This is a genomic window from Streptomyces sp. NBC_00385 (assembly GCF_035917155.1).
In the GTDB taxonomy this organism is placed as follows: domain Bacteria; phylum Actinomycetota; class Actinomycetes; order Streptomycetales; family Streptomycetaceae; genus Streptomyces; species Streptomyces poriferorum.
This window is the reverse complement of record NZ_CP107951.1, coordinates 7,899,750-7,921,359: the sequence shown is the minus strand read 5'-3', so window position 1 is coordinate 7,921,359 and position 21,610 is coordinate 7,899,750. Positions and strand designations below refer to the sequence as shown.

The 21,610-nt window shown below is 72.1% G+C and carries 7 protein-coding genes; 1 reads left to right on the top strand and 6 read right to left on the bottom strand.

Features of this window, described 5'->3' with window-relative positions; translation table 11 throughout:
- Positions 1–72: 72 nt before the first annotated feature.
- From OG959_RS35235 to OG959_RS35215, 5 genes are all read right to left on the bottom strand, one after another.
- Positions 73–3,648, bottom strand: a complete 3,576-nt coding sequence (locus OG959_RS35235; RefSeq protein WP_326665052.1) for a S8 family serine peptidase — start codon at positions 3,646–3,648, stop codon at positions 73–75.
- A 235-nt stretch (positions 3,649–3,883) separates the two neighbouring features.
- Positions 3,884–7,627: a S8 family serine peptidase gene (locus OG959_RS35230; protein ID WP_326665051.1), complete on the bottom strand. Its 3,744-nt coding sequence runs from the start codon at positions 7,625–7,627 to the stop codon at positions 3,884–3,886.
- Positions 7,628–7,775: 148 nt separating this feature from the next.
- Positions 7,776–8,633, bottom strand: coding sequence for a helix-turn-helix transcriptional regulator (locus OG959_RS35225; protein ID WP_326665050.1), 858 nt, complete (start codon positions 8,631–8,633; stop codon positions 7,776–7,778).
- 223 nt (positions 8,634–8,856) lie between these two features.
- Entirely contained in the window at positions 8,857–12,153 is a 3,297-nt protein-coding gene (locus OG959_RS35220; protein ID WP_326665049.1) for a S8 family serine peptidase, read from the bottom strand.
- A gap of 448 nt (positions 12,154–12,601) precedes the next feature.
- The gene (locus OG959_RS35215) at positions 12,602–16,354 is read right to left on the bottom strand and encodes a S8 family serine peptidase (protein WP_326665048.1); all 3,753 of its coding nucleotides are present in this window, start codon (positions 16,352–16,354) and stop codon (positions 12,602–12,604) included.
- A 195-nt stretch (positions 16,355–16,549) separates the two neighbouring features.
- On the opposite strand from OG959_RS35215, the gene OG959_RS35210 reads away from it, so the two are divergent.
- The gene (locus OG959_RS35210; RefSeq protein ID WP_326665046.1) at positions 16,550–17,389 is read left to right on the top strand and encodes a helix-turn-helix transcriptional regulator; all 840 of its coding nucleotides are present in this window, start codon (positions 16,550–16,552) and stop codon (positions 17,387–17,389) included.
- Between the two features lie 24 nt (positions 17,390–17,413).
- On the opposite strand, the gene OG959_RS35205 is transcribed toward OG959_RS35210, so the two are convergent.
- Positions 17,414–21,508 (bottom strand): S8 family serine peptidase, encoded by a 4,095-nt coding sequence (locus OG959_RS35205; RefSeq protein WP_326665044.1) that lies wholly within the window; start codon positions 21,506–21,508, stop codon positions 17,414–17,416.
- Positions 21,509–21,610 lie beyond the last annotated feature (102 nt).

Here is a 21,610-nt window from a genome sequence, read left to right as displayed (position 1 = left end):
GGTTCTCTTGCGGGGCCGGCACGGGTGCGGACCGGGCCCGGAGGCCGGTCCGCACCGCACCGGGGTTCGGGGTCAGCCCAGGTCGGGCCGGTGGGTGACGCGGATGGAGTTGACGAGCGGCTGGTCGGAGGGGCTCGCGAACCGCAGGTTGAGCTGTCCGTCGCCGACGTGGACGGTGAACGTCCGGGCCAGTGCGCGGTAGGTGCCGCCCGCCTCCAGGGCGATGTCGACGTCCGGGAGTTCCTGGACGCCTTCGGCGAGGACGTCGAACACCCGCTTGCCGGGCCGGGTGTTGCTCAGCTCGGCGAATCCGAGCTCCACCTGGTACGCGCCGTCCGGGAGACCGTCGAAGCGGTACTCGTAGGCGCCCTTCGCGGCGCTGGAGTACAGCGCCTGGTCGTCGGTGCCGGCGATGGACCTACGTGTGGTGACGGTTCCGGTGCGGCCGAGATATCCGTACGAGCCCTCGGTGTAGGCCCGGTCCGGGGTCCAGAGGTCACCGGCCGAGTCGGCCACCGGTCCCCCGGCACCGGACCCGGTGTCGATCGCGGTGCGGTAGGCGGGCACGGCGACGGTGACGGGGATGTCGATGGCCGGCGCACGGCCGCTCTCGGACGCCACCCGCAGGGTGCCGCGCAGAACGGAGCCGGGCGTGGCGCCCGAGGCGTCGAAGGTGACGGTCACCTTCTGTGGGGCGTCGGTGGCGAGCAGGCCGGCGGCCGGGTCGGCCTTCAGCCAGCCGGCACCGTCCTTCTCCGCGACGGTGAAGTCGGCGGCGAGTCCGGAGTTGGCGAGGGTGAAGGTGCGGGTGCGGTGTTCCCCCGCCGGGACGACGAGCTGCCAGCCGTCGTCGGGCGAGGCCGTCACCCGGCCGGTGCGCAGCGCGCTGTCGGCGCGCGAGACGTCGCCGCCACCGAGCGTCGCCGTGCGGGTGACGGCCTCGTAGTGGGGTGCGTCGACGCGGATCTCGTACGCGCCCGCGTCCTTGGCCGGGACCTGTACGAGGTACTGGCCGTCGGCGCCCGAGGTGCCGGTGCCCACCGTCGCCCCGTCGCGGCTGACGGTCACGCCGGCTCCGGCGAGGGCCTTGCCGTCGTTGGCGTCGGTGACCGCGCCGGCGAGGGACGCGGTCTTCCCGGGCCGGAAGGAGATGGTCATGCCGTCGCGCAGGGCGGTTTCGTTGCAGGAGTACTGGAAGGCGTCGGTGCCGTCGTGGTTCTCGGCTCCGACGGTGGCGCTGGAGCCGCGTTCGGCGGCGCCGTCCTCGATGTCCTTGTAGTGGAAGGTGTAGCCGCCGTCCTCGTTCATGACGGCTGCGAAGCTCACACGCTGGGGCTTGTTGTCGCTCAGGATCATGTTGCGCCACTCGACGACGAGTTCACGATGCGGCGCGGTGCCCCGGAACGCGGTGTAGACGCCGGAGGAGGAGTCCATCAGGAAGTTGTCCCAGAACGGGTAGAGAGCGCCGTTCGGGGAGCCGGTGAACGGCAGTTCCTCATTGATGTTGGTCGTGCTGCCGGGTCCGAGGGCGAGGACGCCCTCGACGGTGATGTTGGCCGCGGTGTACGTGTGGCCGTACAGGGCTACGGGGAAGGGCAGTTCGACGGGGGCGCTGCCCGATGCCCCGCTGAGCGGCAGCTTGGTCTCACCGGTCGGGTACGGGACGCCCGCCACGACCTGGCACGTGGTGCCGAAGCCGTCCGTGCGTACGGGCAGGTCGAGGTCCTTGCTGCTCGTGCCGTCCCCGACGGTGATCTGGAAGGCAACGGCCTTGGCGCACTTGTCGCCGGGGGTGACCGCCACCTGATGGGTTCCCAGCGGCAGTTCGAGCGTGTACGTGCCGTCGTCGCCCGTCGTCAGTGAGACGGGCGTGCCGGAGACCTCCAGCTTCGCACCCGCCTCGGGGCCTCCCTTGACGCGCACGGTGCCGGTCACCGTTCCGGTGGGCGCGGTCTTCAGGTCGGCGTTCCGGGTCACCGTGCCGTTGGCGACGACGGTGACGACGGCTGTGTCGGTGAGGTAGCCGTACAGCGAGACGGACACGGTGTAGTCGCCGGCCATCGTCCTGCCGAGGGCGTAGGTGCCGTCGTCGGCGGTGCGGACGCTCGCCTGCATGGGGCCGTCCAGACGCACCGTCGCCCCGGCGAGGGGCTGGCCGTCGGCGGTGACGGTGCCGGTCAGCGCGCCGAGCGGGCCGCGCGGGGTCGACATGACGGCCGCGTAGGCGTCCAGCTTGCCCTCGCCCCAGACGTTGTTGTTGGCCGCGGTCCCGCCGCACGTCGGGTCGAACGTGTCGACGGCGGTGCTGTCGAGCAGACGTTCCGTCTCATCGACGTTGCCGCGGATGTCGGGCGAGGCGGACCACATCAGGGCGACGGTCGCGGCGGTGTGCGGGGCGGCCATCGACGTGCCGTTGAGGGACTGGTACCCACCGCCCGGCCAGGCGGAGCGGATGTCGACGCCGGGTGCGGCCAGGTCGGGCTTGATGCCGCTTCCCTCACCGGCGCCGCGCGAGGAGAAGTCGGCGATGTCCCCGTTGCTGTCGAAGGCACCGGAGGAGTAGGCGTTGTCGTAGCCGCCGGGCGACCCGGTCGTCACACAGTTCGGGCCGGCGTTGCCGTTGGAGAACGAGGCGAAGATGCCGGCGTCGCGCCACGCCTGGACGGTGGCCTTGTACCAGAGGTCGAGTGCGGTGGTGCCCCAGGAGTTGTTGACGACGTCCGGGGCCAGGTCGGGCCGGGGATCGGCGCCTGTCAGGTCGGTCGGGGCGAGGATCCACTGTCCGGCGGCGAGCAGCGCGTCGCGCGGGCAGGCGTTGTTCTCACAGGCCTTGGCGGCGATCCAGGTCGCTCCGGGGGCGACACCGACGGCGTTGCCGGTGCCGTCGTCGCCGGCCATGGTGCCCATGGTGTGGGTGCCGTGCCCGTCGTTGTCGCACGGGCTGTCGCCGGTGCAGTCGTCCGAGGGGTCGAACCAGTTGTAGGCGTGGTCGTACGTGCCGTCGGCGCGGTGGCCCCGGTAGCTTCCGGCCAGGGCGGGGTGACGGTAGTCGACTCCGGAGTCGATGTTGGCGACGACGATGCCCTCGCCGTGCTTGCCGAGGTCGTTCCAGACCTTGGGGGCGCCGATCCGGTCGACGTTCCATTCCACGCCCTCGACGGTGTTCACCCGGCCGCCGGTGGTGGAGTGCGGGAGGACGAGCGGTTCGTCCTCCTCGATCGCGGTGACTTCGGGGCGCGCGGCGATCTTCCGGGCGAGGTCCTTGTCGCCGGTCACCTTGAGCGTGTTGGCGATCCAGTACGACGTGTAGGGCGCGCCGGCCTTCTTGAGCAGGGACACGACTGCGGCCTGACTCCGGCCGGCTTCGGCCTTCTTGGCCGCGATGACGGCGCGGCCCCGGTCGGCCTTCTTCTTCTCCTTGCGCGCGGCGGTGGTGTCGGCCTGCTCGCCGAGCTGGACCCAGAAGGTGACCGGATCCTTGGCGTCGAGCTGCACGCGCACCGAACTGTCGGTCTTCTGTGCGTACGGGCTCGGCTCGGGCGGGGCGGCCGCCGACGCGGGCAGCGCCCCCATCAGTGGCAGGCTCATGACACCCGAGAGCAGGGCTGCGACGACGGCGCGCCGTCGTAGGGGGACTTGCCTCAACACGCACTCTCCTTCACAGGAAATCCGCACGAGGGCCGCGGCGTGATCGCGCGGTGGTGACCACACAGCAGTATGGGAGTGGCACAACGCGTCACCGGGCTTGCAGGGCTGGCGAGTTGGCGACATGGCGCGCACTCGCCAACCGACCGTCCGGACGGGCATGGATATGCCGCCAGAACGTCGGGTGCCCCCGGACGCGGCGGCGTCCGGGGGCACCCGACGGGGCGGGCCGCTCCCGTCATTTCACGGCGTACGCCCGGGTGATGGTCTGCTGCACCGAGTTGCCGTCGGCGTCCTCGGCGCCGATGCGCAACGACACGAAGCCGGAGCCCTTGGGGTGGTGGGTGGAGACGGTGAACCGGCCGTCGGCACCGCCGGTCACCCCCGCCCTGTGCCAGGTCGTTCCGTCGTCGTACGAGACGTCCGCCGTCAGCGTCCTGGCCCGCACGGGGCCTGCGGTGCCGGGCTCCTCCGTACGCACGGCGAAGCTGAACTTCCCGCCTGCGGGAGCACGGTTGAGCAGGTCCAGCGGCAGGTCGTAGTAGAGCTGCAGCAGTGGAAGCGGCGCGGTGCCGGAGGCCGGACGGGCCGAGGTGAACCGCCACTCCGAGTGCGTGTTCGTGGACAGCTTCCAGTACTCGGCGGTGCGGGCACTGTCCATGACCAGGGTGTACTCGGTCGGCTCGGCGTACGGAGCGGGGAACGAGCCGGTGGCAGTAATGCGTTTCGCCAGCACCTCACCGTGCGCGGAGAGCTGGGTGGTGAACTTGTCGGTGACGTAGGAGTAGACGCCGTCGTGCCCTGCCTGGGAGTCGGTCCAGGGAGTGATGGCCAGGTTCATCTGGGTGGCGCCGCGTACCGGAACGTACTCGGGGTCGTTCTCGGGAACGGCCGGCCGGGCCACCTGCTTGAGCCAGTCCTCCTTGACGACCTGGCCGGGGCTGTAGTCGGTCATCGGGCCGCTGTAGTGGCTGCCCCATTCCTTGTCCAGATAGACGAGGTGACGCCACGTCACTCCGTTCGCCGACACCCACTCGGTGCGGTGGATCGGCGCGGGCAGGGGTCGCGGCGTGGTCCAGGAGGTGGCGATCACCTGGCCCGGCCGGTAGGCCCAACGCAGGTCCTGGGCGGCGGGGTGCCCGGTCTGGGAGTGGTAGTCGGCCTCGACCCGGGCCGTGGTGGTCGTGTCGACCTTGAGCGTGGTGTCGTCGGGGATCTGCCCGTCCCACGGGAACAGCAGGTCGTAGGCGTACCGGCTGTCGGCCTCCGCGGCGATCAGCAGGACCTGGTGTCCGGACGCGGCCTGCTGGGCCAGTGTCCGCCCGGGATCGGCGTCGAGCGTGAGAGCGGGCACCGGCAGGGTGGCCGTACCCGCCGAGGCGAGGTACCGGCCGGGCTCGGTGGTGTAGAGGATCACCGCCTTGGCTCCGGCCTTCGCCGCCGCCGTGACCTGGTCGGTGAGCGAGAGGTCCGCCGAGGCGCGGACCAGCGCGATCCTGCCGGACAGCTTCACTCCGGTGAGGTCGGCCGGCGAGGCGGTGCCGACCGGGACGACCCGGCGCAGCGAGATGCCGTCCAGCTTCGGTGAGCCGACCACGTACTCCGGGCTGCGCACGGCTCCGTGTCCGACCGCGTCGATGCGGATCTCGGGGCTGTACATCACCCGCTGGGTGAACAGGGTGAAGCTCTCGCGGGTGGTCTTCTCGGTCGGCAGCGCGTACACGTGGTCCACGTACTGGTCGAGCTGCGCGATCTGCGCCGCCGAGCGAGATCCGCTGGAGCGTTCGTACCCCACCATCAGGCCGCGGTGCTCGGCCGGGGTCGGTGTCTTGACCTTGATCTCCTTCGCGGCGGTGCCGTCGAGGGTGACCGTGCGGTCGCTGTCGACGACCATCTGAGGGTCACCGGCCAGCGTGAAGTCGACGACCTGCTTGCCCGCCTCGTCGAACCCGGCGAGGAAGCCCATCAGGCTGTACGTGCCCGGCTTCACGCGGAAGACCACGTCACCCTTGGCGTTGAGGGGAAGCGTGGAGAGGGCGCCGGTGTCCAGGTTGTAGAGGCTCACGTCGCTGTTGCGGTAGGCGAGCTGCCCGGCGTGGTTGACGGCGTGCACGGTGAGGGCGACCACCCGGTCCTCCTTCACCAGACCGAACTCGGTGTGCACGGTGGCCGATCCGTCGCGCGCCTGGGCGGCCAGCGTCCCGCTGATCCGGCCGCTCGGTCCGGCCGCGGGATCTGCGGTGAGGCCGACCTCGGCGGTGCCGTGCGCCGGCACGGTGACGGTGTCGGCGGAAGGGGTCACCATGCCGGCGGGCAGCGGGGTGCCGAGGCCGTTGTCACCGCGTACGGACAGGTCGAGGATCTGCGCGATGTCACCGTCGTTGCGGTAGGTCACGGTGCGGGCGACCGGCTCGTTCGCCGCGCCGTACTTGAAGAAGCCGAAACCGACGGAACCGGTCGCGAAGAGCGTCCGGTCCGTAGTCCGGCCGATGTCCACCCGACCCGCACCCTGCTCGTACCCCGTGGCCCCCGCCACGGACTCGGAGGTCGACATCAGGGCGTCCTTCAGCCGCTGCGGCGACCAGTCGGGGTGCTGCTGGGCGAGGATCGCCGCCGCGCCCGACACGTGCGGGGTGGCCATGGAGGTGCCGCTGAGCGCCGTGTAGTGGTCGTCGACGGTCTGGCCCTTGGAGGTACCGGCGGCGCGGGCGGCGACGATGCCGACGCCGGGCGCGGCGATGTCGGGCTTGAGCGAGCCGTTGGTGAGCGGACCCCGGCTGGAGAACGACGCGGTGGCGTCGTTGTGGTCGACGGCCGCGACGGCCAGGGCGGAGGGGGCGGCGGCGGGGTTGGCGACGGTGTTCGGCGCGGGTCCGTCGTTGCCGGCCGCGATGACGAACAGCGCCCCGGTCTCCGCGGTGAGGCGTTCGACGGCCAGGCTGGACGGATCGTCCCCGTTGCCGGGGCCGCTGCCCAGGCTCATGCTGATCACCTTGGCACCGGTGTGCGCGGCCCACTCCATGGCGCCGATGACGGCCGACGTGCTCCCCTGGCCGTTCTTGTCGAGCACCTTGCCGATGACGAGCTGTGCGCCGGGGGCGACGCCCTTGTACTTCCCGCCGGAGGCTGCGCCGCTGCCGACGACGGTGTCGGCGACATGGGTGCCGTGGCCGTTGTTGTCGACCACCGACGCGGTGTCGCCCTCGGTGGTGAAGTTGCGGGACTCGACGACCTTGCCGCTCAGGTCGGGATGGGTCGCGTCGATGCCGCTGTCGAGCACGGCGACCTTCACGCCCTTGCCGTCGTAGCCGGCCTGCCAGGCGGCCGGGGCACCGATCTGCGGGACACTCCGGTCGAGGGAGGCCGTCACCTTGGCATCGAGCCAGATCCGGGTCATCCCCCCGTCGAGCGCGGTCTTCGCGTCCTTGCTTCCGGGTCGCACCGCCTCGTCCCAGAACGTCCGGGCCCGCTTCTTGTGCGTACGGAGCGCTGTGCCGCCGACGCTTGTCAGCGTGCGGGTGCGCGCGGCGCCGTCGGGCACGGCGGCACGGGCCGCGCGGGCACCGGAGCCGTAGGAGACGATCAATGGCAGGTCGGCGGAGCGCGCGTCGTCGTACCCCTGCTCGACCAGGGCGCTGACGTTGAACAGCCGCGCGTCGACCTTGCCCGCGTCGACCAGCTCCTGCGCCTGTTCGGGGATGACGAACAGGCCGTCGGACGATTCGCTGATGAACGCGTTGTGGCGGACGGTGCCGCCCTCGGCGGGGACGATCATCGCCGAGCGGCGGCCGTCCGGCCACTGGGTCAGACGCACCACGTCACCGGTGAGGAGCGTGACCTGGTGCTCCGTGGGCTGCGCTGCTGGGCCGGGGCTTTCGGGGACGGACGGGGCGGCCACGCCTGGTGTCTGGCCGAGGCCGCTCACGCTCAGGGCGAGGGCGGCGGCCGCCGCCAGTAGGGGGAACCGTCTGGATCCGGGCACGCGGGGCTCCTTGTCGACACGGGGGAAGTGCAGGGAGATCCCCGGAGCCTCGCGGATGCCCGCGCGCCACGACAAGGCGTACCGGTGGCGAGTGTGCGACAGCGTGCGTGCTGTCGGCGCTTCGCCATCCGGCGGATGCGACCGGCCGTCACATCCAGTTGTTGCGCATGGCGTACCAGCCGAGCTGGAGCCGGGACGTCACCGACGCCAGGTCCATCAGCGCCCGCAGTCTGCGCTGGACGGTGCGCGGCGAGGTGCCCAGTTGCTTGGCGGTGGCCGCGTCCGTGAGGCCGGAAAGCATCAGCTGGAGGATCTGCCGGTCGACCGGGGCGAGTTCGGCGACCTCGCGCAGATACGGACGGGAGTGCCGCCAGGCCGTCGCGAACAGCTCGGTGACCAGCATGGTGAGCGGCTGCCGCAGCAGCACCGCGCGCTCCGGGCTGAGCTGGACCATGCCGGCCTCACCGTCGGCGATGGCCAGTTTCAGCAGGGGGCTGTCGATCACCCGGACCTGCTCACCTCGGCGCACCCGCTCCTCCAGGGCGGCCACCGCGGCCGGTTCGGCGAGGAAGTCGCGGTCGACCAGGAGCTGGTAGGTGACCCCGGGGACCGAGTCGACCCCGGGCGGCGCAGCGTCCGCCGGCGACGTCAAGGTCCTCGGGACCGGTGTGACGGTGTTCAGTCCGGTCAGGAACGCCTGGAACGTGTGCCGGGCGCCGGTCTCCAGCTCCAGGATCCTGCGCCCCTGGGCCACCGGGCCGTCGACGGTCTCCACGTACACCAGACCGTCGTCCGCGGGCCGGGCGCGGACGAGGCCGGCCACGGCCGACTCGGCGCGCCGCAGGTCCTCCCCCAACTGCCGGAAGACGGCCTGCAGCCTCTCCTCCGTGTCCGTCGGCGTGTCGTCGTGCGCGGGTTCGCGGGCGGGCGGACGAGACGCGCGCTCCGGCACCTCAGTGGTCCTCGCGGGATTTCCGGGATCGAGCGGGGGCGTGGGCGTGGACATGGGCCTCAGTCTCGCCGACGGCCACGGCCGCCCGCCGGGGCCCGGAGCCGCTCGGCGGAAGGGTGGAAGGGCTCGTTCACCTTGGGATTACTGGCCGTTGAGCGGGGCGCCGCTGTCAGGGAAGCGACGATGGCGAAAGTACGTCATGTCGTATCCTCGCCACGCCCGCGAACGTGAAAGCGGGCCGGCTCCCCGGAAGGCGCCGGCCCGCTCGGGGTCCCGTCTAGCCGAGGGACTTGTTGACCTCGAAGGCCCGGGTGACGGTCTGCTTCACCGAGCTGCCGTCACTCGCGGCGACCGTGGCGCGCAGGGTCGCGTACGAGGCACGGAGGGGTGCGATCAGGTAGGCGTGTGCCGGCGAACCGTGCCCGGTGGCCACCACCTTGACGGTGTGCCAGGTGACCCCGTCGTCCCAGCTGACCTCCAGTCGGGTGGGGCCGACGGTGGCCTCGGCGGCGCCCGGGGCGCGCTGGACGGCCAGGTCCACCCGCGTCAGGGCGAGGAACCGGGCTCCGCCGGACTCGTCGAGACCGTGCGGGGTGAAGCGGACGGCCATCAGCGGCAGGACGGTGCCGGCCCCTGCGTCGGTGTCCGAGTCGAAGGCCCACTGCGCCTGCACCCGGGTGGACAGCGCGGCATAGGCCTGGTCACGGGTGAGGTCCGCGTCCAGGGTGTACCGGCCCGGACCGGCCGGGGCCGCGACGGACTTGGCGCTGCCGACGGCACTCCACTGACTCACCTGCTGCCCGTCCTTGGCGAGCTTGAGCGTTCCCGTCGCGCCCCAGTCGGAGCCGCCGCGGGTGCCGTCGCCGTCGACGAACCACGGTGTTCCGGCCCAGACCACGGTGTCGTCGACCCGGTAGGCGGCCACGGCGGGGAGCGCCGGTCCGACCACCGCGGCCGCGAAGTCCAGGCGTCGCAGGGCGTGCGGGCCGAAGGTCTGTGCCGAGGTCGCGATCGACTGACGGCCGGCGATCGTGGCCCGGTCCAGCCACTCACCGGCTGTGCGGTAGTCGCGCACGATCGAGGGGAAGCGGACCTGTTGGTCGATGAAGAGCGGCAGCAGGGCGTCGTCGTCCGGCGTGGCCCCGGTGGTACCGGCGGCAGGGGCGCCCTGGGCGTTGAGGTGGACGCGTACGTCGGTCAGGTCACGGCGGTGGACCGAGAAGGCGGGGCCGGCCGGCACACCGTCGTTCCAGGTCCGTGCCACGTGGTAGAAGAACGGGCTGGGTGCCTGCGTGGAGGCGTCCTTGGACGCGAACACGGCGAACGTACGGTACTTGGCGTCCGCCTCGGCGAACGGCGTCGCGTACAGGGACTGTCCGGCACGCTCGCCGGTGGTGACCACGCTCAGCGTGTACATCCCAGTGCCGGCGGGCAGCGCGAGCGCGGCCTGTACGGCCGTGGCACGGGCGGCCGGGTCGTGGACGTCGACGGTGACCGGGACGGCGGTGCGGGCGTCGAGGTCGACCGTGGTGTCATCGAGCGGTGTGACGGAGGTGGCGGCCATGGTGGTGGTGCGCTCCGTGCCGGTGCCGCTGGTGATCGTCATGCCGATCCAGTACTGGGCCTCGGGCACCGTCACCGTTCCGGTGCCCGCGGTGATGCGGACCGGGTAGCGGTCGCCGGTCCAGCGGTTGACCACCAGGGCGGTGCCGGTCGCCGGCGTGCCGTCGCGCTGCTCCGCGTGAAGCGTCACCTGGTGACTGGGCACGGGGCTGTCGACGGCGAGGATCGTGCGGGTGACGGACTTGCCGTCCTGCGAAGCGGTGAGGACCGCGGACCACGGACCGTGCGGCAGCAGGGCGGCGCGGGTGGTGACGGTCGCGGTCGCGGTGCCGTGCGCGGGAACGGTGACCTGGTCGCGGTCCACCGAGAACTGCCCGGCGTTGCCCGGCTGGGCGGTGGGCGAGAGCGGCTTCTCGATGGCCAGGTCGAGCGTCGTGGCGCTGTCACCGTTGTTGGTGAAGGTGACGGTGTGCTCGGTGTCCTTGCCTGCGCCGTCGGACCAGCCGGCCGTCGTCGTCAGGTTGGCCGGGGAGGCGAGGACCGTCTGACGGGCGGCGCGGCCCACGTCGACCCGACCGGTGCCCTGCTGGTAGGGCGAGCGCCTGGTGTTCGGCTCGGCGCTGTTCATGAGCGCCGTCTTGATCTGCTCGCCGTTCCAGTCGGGGTGCGCCTGGGCGACGAGCGCGGCGGAGCCCGCCACGTGCGGGGTCGCCATCGACGTACCGCTCTTGGAGGTGTGGCCGCCGCCCATCTTCGCAGCGACGATACTGACGCCGGGTGCCGTGATGTCGGGCTTGACCGCGTTGTCGCTGGGGCGCGGGCCTCGGCTGGAGAACGCGGCGAGTTCGTCGTCGGCGTCGACCGCGCCGACGGCGAGGGTGGCGTTGGCGATGGCGGGCGCCCCGACCGTGCCGGTGCCGTACTCGCCGTCATTGCCGGCGGCGACGACGAACAGCGTGCCGCTGCTCGCCGACAGGTCGTTGATGGCCGCGATGGCGGGGTCCGTCTCGTCGGCCGGCCCGCCCAGGCTCATGTTGACGACCTTGGCGTGGACGGTGTTGACGGCCCAGTCGATGCCGGCCAGAACCGCCGAGGTCGGGCAGGAGCCGGTGTTGTCACAGACCTTGCCCACGGCCAGCGACGCGTCCGGGGCCACGCCGCGGTAGGTGCTGTCGACGCCGGCGATGGTGGAGGCCACATGGGTTCCGTGGCCGTTGTCGTCCTCGGCGGTGTCGCCGCCGAGGAAGTTGGCCGAGACGCTCACCCGGCCCGCCAGGTCCGGGTGGTCGGAGTCGTAGCCGCTGTCGAGGACGGCGACGGTGACGCCCTTGCCGGTGTATCCGTCGGACCATGCCTGTGGGGCGTTGATCTGCGGGACGCTCTTGTCCAGGGCGACGTGCATCCGGCCGTCGAGCCAGAGCTTGTTCGCGCCGCCGGCCAGCGAGCGGCCGGTGCCGGCGGTGAGGCGCTCCCAGGTGGCGGCGGCGTCCGTGCGGCCGTGCGGGTCGAGCGAGGTCAGGCCCAGGCGGGGGATCGTGTGGCCGGGACGGGCCGCGCTGCCGGCCGCCTTGCGGGCCTGCTTCGCCGCACCGGTTCCCTTGGCGTGCTGGACGATCATGCCCACGCCACCGTCGGCGGTGGTGCCCTTCGTGCCGTAGCCGGCCTCCAGCAGCGCCTTGACGTCGAAGAGGCGGGGGTCGAGCCGGCCGGCGGCGAGCAGCGGATCGGCGTCCGCGGGGATGACGCTGACGTCGTCCGCTCCCACGGAACTGGTGGTGAAGGAGACGCCCTCACGGCCGGGCGCCGGGCTGACCGTGGCCGAGCGGATGGCGGTGCCGGAGCGTTCGACCGTGACGGTGTCGCCGGTGGGCAGCGGCACCGTGAAGGTCGAGGGCACGGCCGGTCGGCCCGTGGTGTCCTGGCCGGGCGGGCCGGCCGCTTGCGCGACGGTGACGGGTATGAGTGTCGCTGCCACCAGACCGGCGGCCGCGACGATGGATCTGACCTGCATGAAAGGAACTCCCAAGGTTCACTGAGCGTGGATTCGTCGCATCCTCGCAGCGCAGTGGGGCTTCAACGGAGCTCTCAGGGTGGCGACTTGACGACGCGTCGTAGACCCGCCACCGCTCCGGGGCACACGAAAGGGCCGGGCCGTCGTGTGACGGCCCGGCCCGGTGACGTACGGCCGGATCAGTCCTTGCGGTACGGCACGTTCCGCTCGACGAGGCGCAGCGGTGCGCCCCGGGCCAGATCGTAGGCGGCGTGGTCCTCTGAGTCCGAGGACGCCCCGGCCCTCGCCGGCGAGCTGCCGGGCGGTGTACTCCGCGACCTCGTCCGGGCCAATGGCGAGGGGGTGCCGCCGTCCTGAGCCGATGTCCGTACGCCGCGGGGCCGTCCCGGAACGGGCGGCCCCGCGGGCCTGTCCAGCGGATCTTCGCGGGACAGGCCCCAGGCGTGTCTCAGCGGACCTCGTAGGCGCGGACCATCGTCTGGCCGACCCGCGCACCCTGCCCGTCGGCGAGCGTGACGCGCAGATGGACGAAGGTGCCGGCGGGGACGTCGCCGGGCACGACCGCCTGCCAGGTCCCGTGCGACCGCTTCATCTGTGCCGGGTGCCAGTCGGTGACCGCCTCCGTGGTGGTCTGACTGCCGTAGGCGTACTCGACGCGGGCGTCCCTCAGGGCCACCGGACCGTCCGCACCGTCCACGACCGCCCCGAGGCCGATCGTCGTCGCCTCGCCCGCCGGGCGGGAGTTGCGCAGATCGGACGGCAGGTCGAGCACCGGGACGAGAAGGCGCTGGGCGCCCTGGTCGGCGGCGCCGGAGCGGAAGTTCCACTCCGTGCTGTAGGCCAGCCCGGTGCGGTCGATGCCGGTGGCGGGCCGCTGCCACGACTGGCGGAACGTCACGTCGGCCTGCTCCCGGGGCAGCTCGTAGATGCCCGAGACCTGGGCCTGCGGCTCGCCGTTCACGAGCAGCTGACGGGTGCCGGAGTCGAGCCGGGCGATGGTGGAGTCGTGACCCCCGGCGTCGCCGAACGGGGCGATGGTGAAGGTGAGCCGGTTGCTGTTACGGGTCATCAGCGCGGGGCTGTAGGTGTTGCGCACGGGGCCGTACGGCGACTTGTACCAGTTCGCCGTGGACGCGCCCTGCCGCACCGCGCGCGGTCCGTCGTACGCGGTCCCGCTGGTCGTGCCGAGGTCCCGGCGCATCAGCGTGGTCCAGGTCAGCCCCTCGCTGCCGGACGGCGTGAAGTACTCGGTGCGCTGCTGCGGGGCGTGCAGCGGCAGCGTCGTGCCACCGGCCCACACCGCCGCCATGCCGGGCAGTCCCACCTTCACATCGGACCAGTACGTCGTGTCGCCCGTGGCCTGCTGCACGTGGTAGCGGGCGTCGGTGACGGCGAGCTTGCTGTCACGGACCCGCTGGATGCCCGGGCGGATCGCGTCCTTCGAGGTGTACGCCAGGTTGTAGACGTACGGGCTGTTCGCGGTCGCGGTGCCGGACCAGCTCACCTTCGCCGAACCCGCCTGACCGGCCTCCGCCTTCAGCGTGAGGGCGTCGTCCCAGGTGATGGTGGCCTGCGGAAGGCCCCCCTCGGGACCGGTTATCTGGAAGCGGCCCTTGCTGTCGGGGACCGCGGCCAGCACACCGGCGGCTCCGGCCTTCCTGGCAGCGGTGTCCCACAGGTAGGCGTTGCCGCCGCCCGTCCCGGCGTCGACCAGGGCGACCTTGCCCTTCAGGTCCTGGGCCGCGAAGTTGGCGTCCGTGCCCTTGCCGATCGCGACGACCTCGGCGGAGCCCCGGCCGTCGAACTCGGTGGCCTTCTGCACCGGCAGCGAGTCCAGGACCCGTCCGCCACCCGTGGTGAACCGGGCCTGCGGCGCGGTCTGCCGTACGGAGGCGAGGAAGGTGGCCTTGTCGGCATGCCGGACCGGCTGGGCGTAGATCTCCTTGACGTATGACGGAACGGCGGTCGCGTAACCGGCGAGCATCCGGCCGGTGTCGTCCAGACCGTAGGTCAGGCCGATCGCGAAGCCGTTGGGCCGGCTCGCCCGGTCGGTGTCCCACGCGACCCGCTCGGCGTCGCGGGCGTCCAGGGTGACGGTGGTGTCGCCGGAGACGGTGAGCTCCGGCCGGTAGAGCTGGGAGACCGAGGCCACGCTGCCGATGTCGCCCGGCTCGTCCCTGGTCATGATCATCCCGCTGAGGGAGTAGCTGCCGAGCGGCACCCGGATCGTGGTGCTGCCGGCGGTCGGGTAGCCGATCGTGTACCGCCGAGCGCTGTCGCGGTGGTCGTCGAACAGCTGGAATGTCGAGAGGGACGACGCCGGGTCGCCGTGCCGGTCGAAGCCCTTGACCGTCAGGTCGGCCGACGGCACCTCCAGGTGCACGCCGAACGGAACGGTGACGCGCACGCCGTGCGCGCCCGTGCCGACGAGGCGGCCGGTGAGGGTGCCGTAGTCGGCGGCGTCGAGCTTCGCCGCGGGGTCGATACGCACCGGGACGTCGGCGGTGCCGTTCGCGGGGACGGTGACCCGGGTGCGGGCGGCCGAGGCGAAGCCGCGGACGCGGGAGCCGTCGTCGCCGCGGACGTCGCCGACGGCGACGGTGAGCGTGACGTCCTTGTCCGTGACGTTGGTCAGCGTGACCGCACGGTCGACCGCGTCGAGTCCGGCCTGCGGGTACGCGAAGTCGCCCAGCAGCGGATTGGGGTCGCCGACGACGGCCTGGGTGGTCGCCCGGGCCACGTCCATCGGCCCGGCGCCCTGGTCGAGGACGGGGGCGTCGGTGCCCTTCGCCGACGAGGTGAGCAGCGCCTTGAGGCGGGCGGGGGCCAGGCCGGGGTGCTGCTGGAGCAGGAGCGCGGCGCCGCCGGCGACGTGCGGGGTGGCCATGGAGGTACCGGACATCGACTGGTACGCCTGGGCGTCACGGCCGCCCGCGCGGGCCGCGACGACGTCGACGCCCTGGGAGGCGATGTCGGGCTTGGCGTTGATCCCGTCGGCGGAGGGTCCACGGCTGGAGAAGGACGCCGTCTCGTTCTTGCGGTCGACGGCGCCGACGGTGAGGGCTCCGGGGGCGCAGCCCGGCGTGGAGACGGTGCCGCGCAGCGAGGCGTTGCCCGCCGCGATGACGAACAGGGCCTTGCCGCTGAGCCGCTGGACGGCTTCGACGTCCGGCCCGGTGCAGCTGGTGGAGCCGTCGGCGCCGAGGGACATGGAGACGATCTGGGCACCTTCGGCGACGGCCCACTCCATGCCGTCGACGATGCCGCTGAGGGTGCCGGAGCCGTCGTCGCCGAGCACCTTGCCGACGAGGAGGTCCGCGCCCGGGGCCATGCCCGCGTACCGGCCGGCGGAGGCGGCGCCCGTTCCGGCGATCGTGGACGCGGTGTGGGTGCCGTGGCCGGTGCGGTCCTGGGCGTCCTGGTTGAGGACGAACACCTTGGTCTGCTTGATCCGGCCCGCGAGGTCGGGGTGGCCGGCGTCCACACCGGTGTCCAGGACGGCAACCTTGACGCCGGCCCCGTCGAGCCCCGCCTTGTGCGCGGTGGCGGCTCCGGTGAGGGGGACGGTCGGGGTACCGAGTGCGTCGACGGCGTTCCCCCGGACCTTGGCGTCGAGCCAGATCCTGGTGACGCCGCCGGCCGCACGGGCCGAGTCCTTCGCCGGGGCCAGGTTCTTCCAGGCGTCGGCGGCCGACGTCTTGGTGACGGCCAGTCCGGCGCCGCCGATGGAGTCGAGCGCGGCGGTCGTCCTGACGCCGGGGCGGGCGGTGCGGGGCACGCGGCCCCCGGCGTACTCCACGATCACCGGCATGGTGGCGGAGTGGGCGTCGTCGTAGCCGTCGGCGACGAGCCGGCCGATGTCGAAGAGGCGCACGTCGACGAGTCCGGCGTCGACGAGCTTCTCGACGCCCTGCGGGAACACGTAGGTGCGGTTGCCGTCCTGCCACACGGCGGCGGGGTGGTCGGTGCCGTCCACGGGGCGGGGCGATGCCGAGAGGACCCGGCCGTCGTGGCCGACCCGGGCGTCGACGACGTCACCGGTGACGAGGGTGACGGTCACGGTGCGGGCGGTGTCGGTGCCGCTGCCTGTGACGGGTGCGGTGGCGGCGGGTCCGGCCTGGGCCGCGGGCATGCCGACGCCCAGCAGGGCAACGGCCGCGAGCCCGGCGGCGGTGGTCCGCCATGGTCTGATGCGTCTCACAGGGAACAACTCCTGGTCGAAAGGGCGCTGAACCAGAAGCGTCACCAATTCCGTTGCCTCATGGGGGCGTTCGGGCTGGCGAGAGGCCGCCATGGCGTAATCACGACAGGGCGGGCACCGCGGACCCGCACGCCGCTGACGTGCCACGACGGGGGTCCCTGGCCGGTTGTGTACGGGAGCGGCGAGAATGGGCGCATGTCGCCCGTCCCAGGAACACCCTCCCAGCGGCCCGCCGACTCCGCGTCGTCCGGTCCTGCCCTGCGCGCGTCGCTCACCGAGTTGCAGGACCATCTGCGGGGCGCGGACGCCGCGCTGGCCCGGCTGCTCGGACAGTGGGGATCCGGCGCCGGCGGGAGCGACGACCATATCGTCCGGGTCCTGGAGAGCCGGGAGGAACAGGCACGGCGCGTCTACGACATCGAGTACGCCGCCCGCACCACGTTGTGGGGCTTCCAGTCGGGGGCGAACACGGTGGCGCCCGTACCGACGACCCTGCCGGACGGACCGGACGGACCGGACGGACCGGACGGTCGGCGGACAGACGGAAGTGGACCGCCGATGCGCAAGGACGGCAATCCGGACGCGTCGTACCGCATCGTCGTGGACCGCGACTTCCTCTCCGAGCCGGCCGCGCTGCGCGCGCTGGACCTGCGGGTGGAACGGGGCCACCAAGTCCGGGTCGTCGACCAGCCGTTGATCAAACTGCTCATCGCGGACGGTGAGACGGCCATGGTCCAAGTGGAGCCGGGGCGGTCGCTGGAGCTGCGGCCGCCGCTCGTCGTGCTGGCGATCGAGCTGTTCGAGTCGGTGTGGCGCCGCTCGCGCCCGTATTTGCGCGAGGACGGCGACCTGAGTCCCACCGACCGCCGCATTCTGCAGCTGATGCTGTCCGGACTCACGGACGCGGCGACGGCCCATCAGCTGGGCACGTCGCCGCGTACGGTGCAGCGCCGGGTCCGGGCGCTGATGGATCTGGCCGCCGTGGCGTCACGCGTCCAGCTGGGCTGGTACGCGATGCGCAACAACTGGGTGTGAGCCCCCGTTGCGACGGCCGTCCGTCTACATCAGGTCCAGGTAGTCCTCCAGCGACTTGCCGCGCAGGCGCTTGACCGGGTCGGTGTACCGGTCGGACCTGCTGTTCTGCGCCAGGTAGTTGTCCTTCACCCAGGCGAGGTCCTTGGCTCCGACGGTGCCGTCGTGGTCGATGTCGGCGGCGCGGTCGGCCGTCCCGCGCGCCGCGTACACGGCGGCCGCGTCCCGGACGTCGACGACGTCGTCGCCGTTCACGTCACCTGCGACGAGGGCGGCCGCCGAACTGGCGGTGTTGCCGGCCACACCCCAGGTGCCGTCCAGGCCGAGGTCGATGTCCTCGGTCCACGTGAAGTGGCCGGGCACCGCCACCCGGAACCGGTACGGCTTGTCGGACGGGGTCAGCCCGCTGACGGAGATCCGGCCGGTCTTGTCCAGGGCCACCTCACGGACGGTGCCGTCGGGTGCGGTGAGGGTCGCCTCGATGCCGTCGGCGGTGTGGTCGCGGACGTTGTCGAACGCGCCTTCCCGGGTCAGCAGGGCCTGGACGGCCGGGCGGGCGACGAAGGTCGAGGTCGGGTTGAGCATCCGCACCGCACCGTAGAACAGGATGTTCAGGTTCGTCTTGGTGCCCGCCGTGTCGACGGCCGAGGTGCTGCCCGTGCTCAGGCCGGCGTTCGCCGTCACCGTGCCACCGGTCACCTCGTACGTCACCTTCACCAACGGCATCGAATCGCCGCTGAGGCCCGCGCTGTCGGCGACATCGAAGGAGAGCGTGCTGTACGACGACGATCCGGCCGACACGTCGGTGCGCCGGATCGTGGAGGGGCCGTGGGCCTTCAGTTCTGCGGTCGGTTCGATGGAGACGAGCTTGACGTTCCGGTCGTCGTAGCGGATCTGCGAGGTGAACGTCTTCCAGTTCTTCAGGTCGTGGGCGGTCAGCGTGTACGTGACACGGTCCCCGGCCCGCGCCGAGGACGCGCTCGCGTCGCCGACCACGTAGGGCGTGCCCTTCCTCATGATGTTGATCTGGCGGATGCCGCTGATGTTGCCCGCCGCGTCCGTGGGCCACAGCTTGAGATGCGTGACGGGCGGGCCGACGGGGGTCTTGACCTGCCCGTCCACGGCCCCGTCGGACGCCACCGGCAAGCTGCCCTCGGGTGCGTTCGGGCTGTAGAGCGAGTAGTACAGGCGGTTGTCGCTCTGGCCGATGTCGAGGCCCGCGGCGTGGATGTCGTCGGCCTGGGCGTCCAGCAGGGTGCCGGTCACGGGGAACGTCGTGGCGTCGGCGGGCTGTTCGACGACGGTGGGGTGGGCCGGGTCCCAGGCTCCGTAGGCGTCCTGGTACGAGGGAAGTTCCGAGTCCACGTACACGTCACGCAGTTCGCTGTCGGTGCCGCCGGCGGCGTCCGTGCCGACGATGCGCAGCTTGTAGTGGCCGTCGTCGATGAAGCGGCCGCGCGGGTCGAACGGGGTGGCCTTGTCACCGGTCGACGGGAAGTACCAGGGGCCCACCGTCGCCGGGCCGTAGAGGACGCCTTCGGTGAGACCGACGGTGTTGATGCCTCCGACGTAGCCGAGGTCCTTGCCGTCGGCGTCGGTGAGGAAGATGTCGATGCTGCGCAGCTGTCCGGCCATCCGCAGGTTGAAGGTGGCCGCGCCGGCCCCGACGGCTCCCTCATCGGAACCTCGCCCGGTCGACATGACGGACTTGGTCATGTCGACCTCCTCGAACCCGGACTCGGCGACCCTCATGCCGAACGGGACGTGCAGCGCGGGCAGCCCGTTGCCGCTCCGCGGTGTCAGCGTGACCGTGCCCTCGTAGTAGCCGGCCGGGGCTCCGGCGGGCACGCGCAGGGCGGCGGCGACGGACTTCTTGCCGTGGGCTCCGACCTTGATCCGGTCACTGGTGGTCAGGGTGATGTGCGCGGCGTCTGCGTCCGCGGAAGCGCCGGAGCCTCGGTTGAAGGCCGTGCGCACGTCGTACGTGACGGGCCTGCCGCTGTCGTTGACCACGCGCAGGGTGCGCTTGAGGTTCGTGGCACGCCCCACCGGCAGCACACCGAGGTCCAACGCGCCGGTGACGGAGTCGACTTCGGTCTGCGAGCCGTCGACCGTGACGTGCGGGACGGTCTCCGGCACCTGTACGGCGGTGGTGGCGTGCACGGCCGCGTACGGGTCGACCGCTCCGGCACCGGCCTCGAACACGCTGACGTCGCCGGGCAGGGCGGTGGCCGTGTTCATCAACGCCGTCTTGATGGCGTCGGGGCTCAGCCTGCGATCGTGCTGGAGCATCAGCGCGGCGGTGCCGGCGACGTACGGCGCGGCCATCGAGGTGCCGCTGAGACGGGCGTACGCGTACGTGTAGTCGCCGCCGGCCGGGTCGACGATGTCGGCCGGGACGGACGACAGGACACTGACGCCGGGCGCGGTGACCTCGGGCTTGATGGCGGCGCTGCCGTAGACCGGGCCGCGCGAACTGAAGTCGGCCAGCGATCCGTCGCCGAGCCGGAAGGTTCCGGCCGGCGTGAACGAGACGCCGGCACCGGCCGCCATCAGTGCGGCGCCGTCCGCCGCGGTCAGTGAGAACGCCGGGACGTAGTTCGGGTTCTCACCGATGTAGAACGGGATGTGCCCTTCGGCGGCGTTGTCGTTGACGAGGAGAACGGCCGCGGCGCCCTTGTCCTGTGCGCGCCGCACCTTCTCGTCCAGCGGAATGCCGCCGCGCCGGACGAGGGCGGCCTGGCCCGTGACGTCCTTGCCGGTGTAGCCGGCGGCCGTGCCGGTGCCGACGTCGACGACGTCGAGGGAGCCGTCCGCCAGCTTGTCCAGGGCCTCGCCGTAGGGCTGGGCGAGCAGCCGGCCCTCCGCCGTCACCGATCCGGCGCTCAGCTTGTACGCGGGCAGGGTCAGCGGTTCGGAGTGGGCGCCGACCGTCAGCGGGAGGGCGGCGGCGGCCGGCGTGGCGACGGTGCCCGCGTTGGGGCCGCTGTTGCCGGCGGCGATGACGGTGGTGACGCCCGCGAGGACCAGGTTGTCGGCGGCTATGGACTGCGGGCTGAGCGGGTCGTTGATGGCGGCGCCCAGCGACATGTTGACGACGTCCATGCCGTCGTCGGCCGCCTTGTCCATGGCGGCGAGGATGTTGCTGGTACTGCCGCTGCCGTAGGGGCCGAGGACGCGGTAGGCGTGGACGGAGGCGCCGGGGGCGACGCCGTGCGCGGCCCGCTCCTTCGCGTCGGCGCCCTGGCCGGCGATGATGCCGGCGACATGGGTGCCGTGCTCCGTGTAGTACGTGGAACCCTGGTTGCTCTCGGCCCGGCCGGACGCCTTCCAGTCCTCGTACGTGGTCTCCATCGGGTCGGCGTCGTCGTCGACGAAGTCGTAGCCGCCCTCGTACACGCCCTTGAGGTCGGGGTGCCGGTAGTCGATCCCGGTGTCGATGATGCCGACCTTGACGCCCTTGCCGGTGATGCCCTCGGCGTGCAGGCGGGCCACGCCGTCCTCGGCGCCGGCTGCCTCCGGGCCGCCGGATCCCGTCGCCTCCGGGTCGGCGAGCGCCTTCACCGTGCTGTCGGGCCACACCGAGGCGACCTCCGCGTGGTCGAGCAGCTCGGCGACCCGGTCACCGGGCAGGCTGAGGCTGACCCCGTCGAAGCTGTGGGTGTAACTGTGGTGCGGCCTGGGCGCCGGGGACTGCTTGCCGGACTTCCCCGCGGTCGCCCGCTTCTCGGGGAACATGTCCTTCAGCACGTCACGGAACGCGCTCTGCGCCTCGGTCACCGCGGTGCGCGCGTCCGTCTCGCTGAGGCTGCGCCCCTGCGCGGCGGCCAGCAGACGGGCGGTCCGGGCGGGCGGTGTCCGCAGTTGCACGATGACGTCGACGGGGTCGGCGGACTTCAGCGCCGCCTTGTCCGTGACGTGGAGTCCGCCCAGGTCCAGCGTCGCCATCCGGTGCAACGCCTCTCGCTCCTGGCCGTCCAGGGAGGCGAGCACACCGACGGCGCTCGGGGTCGTGCCCGGGCCGGGTGCGGCGACGGCCACGGGCGCCGTACCCGCCACGGCGGCGAGGACGGCAGCCGCCATCACCAGGGACAGGCGTCTTTGTTCCGGGACATGCGTCATATGTGCCTTGCTCCACTCTGGACTGCGCCGGTGACGTTCGCTCGATCATCGGCGCGTGGCGGAGCAGGACGGAAGGGCACCCGGTGGCGCATTCACGACGTG

Coding starts and splice junctions, on each gene's coding strand:
- OG959_RS35225 (WP_326665050.1), bottom strand. CDS start 8,633: ATGTCCACGCCCACGCCCCCGCTCGATCCCGGAAATCCCGCGAGGACC.
- OG959_RS35205 (WP_326665044.1), bottom strand. CDS start 21,508: ATGACGCATGTCCCGGAACAAAGACGCCTGTCCCTGGTGATGGCGGCT.
- OG959_RS35210 (WP_326665046.1), top strand. CDS start 16,550: ATGTCGCCCGTCCCAGGAACACCCTCCCAGCGGCCCGCCGACTCCGCG.
- OG959_RS35220 (WP_326665049.1), bottom strand. CDS start 12,153: ATGCAGGTCAGATCCATCGTCGCGGCCGCCGGTCTGGTGGCAGCGACA.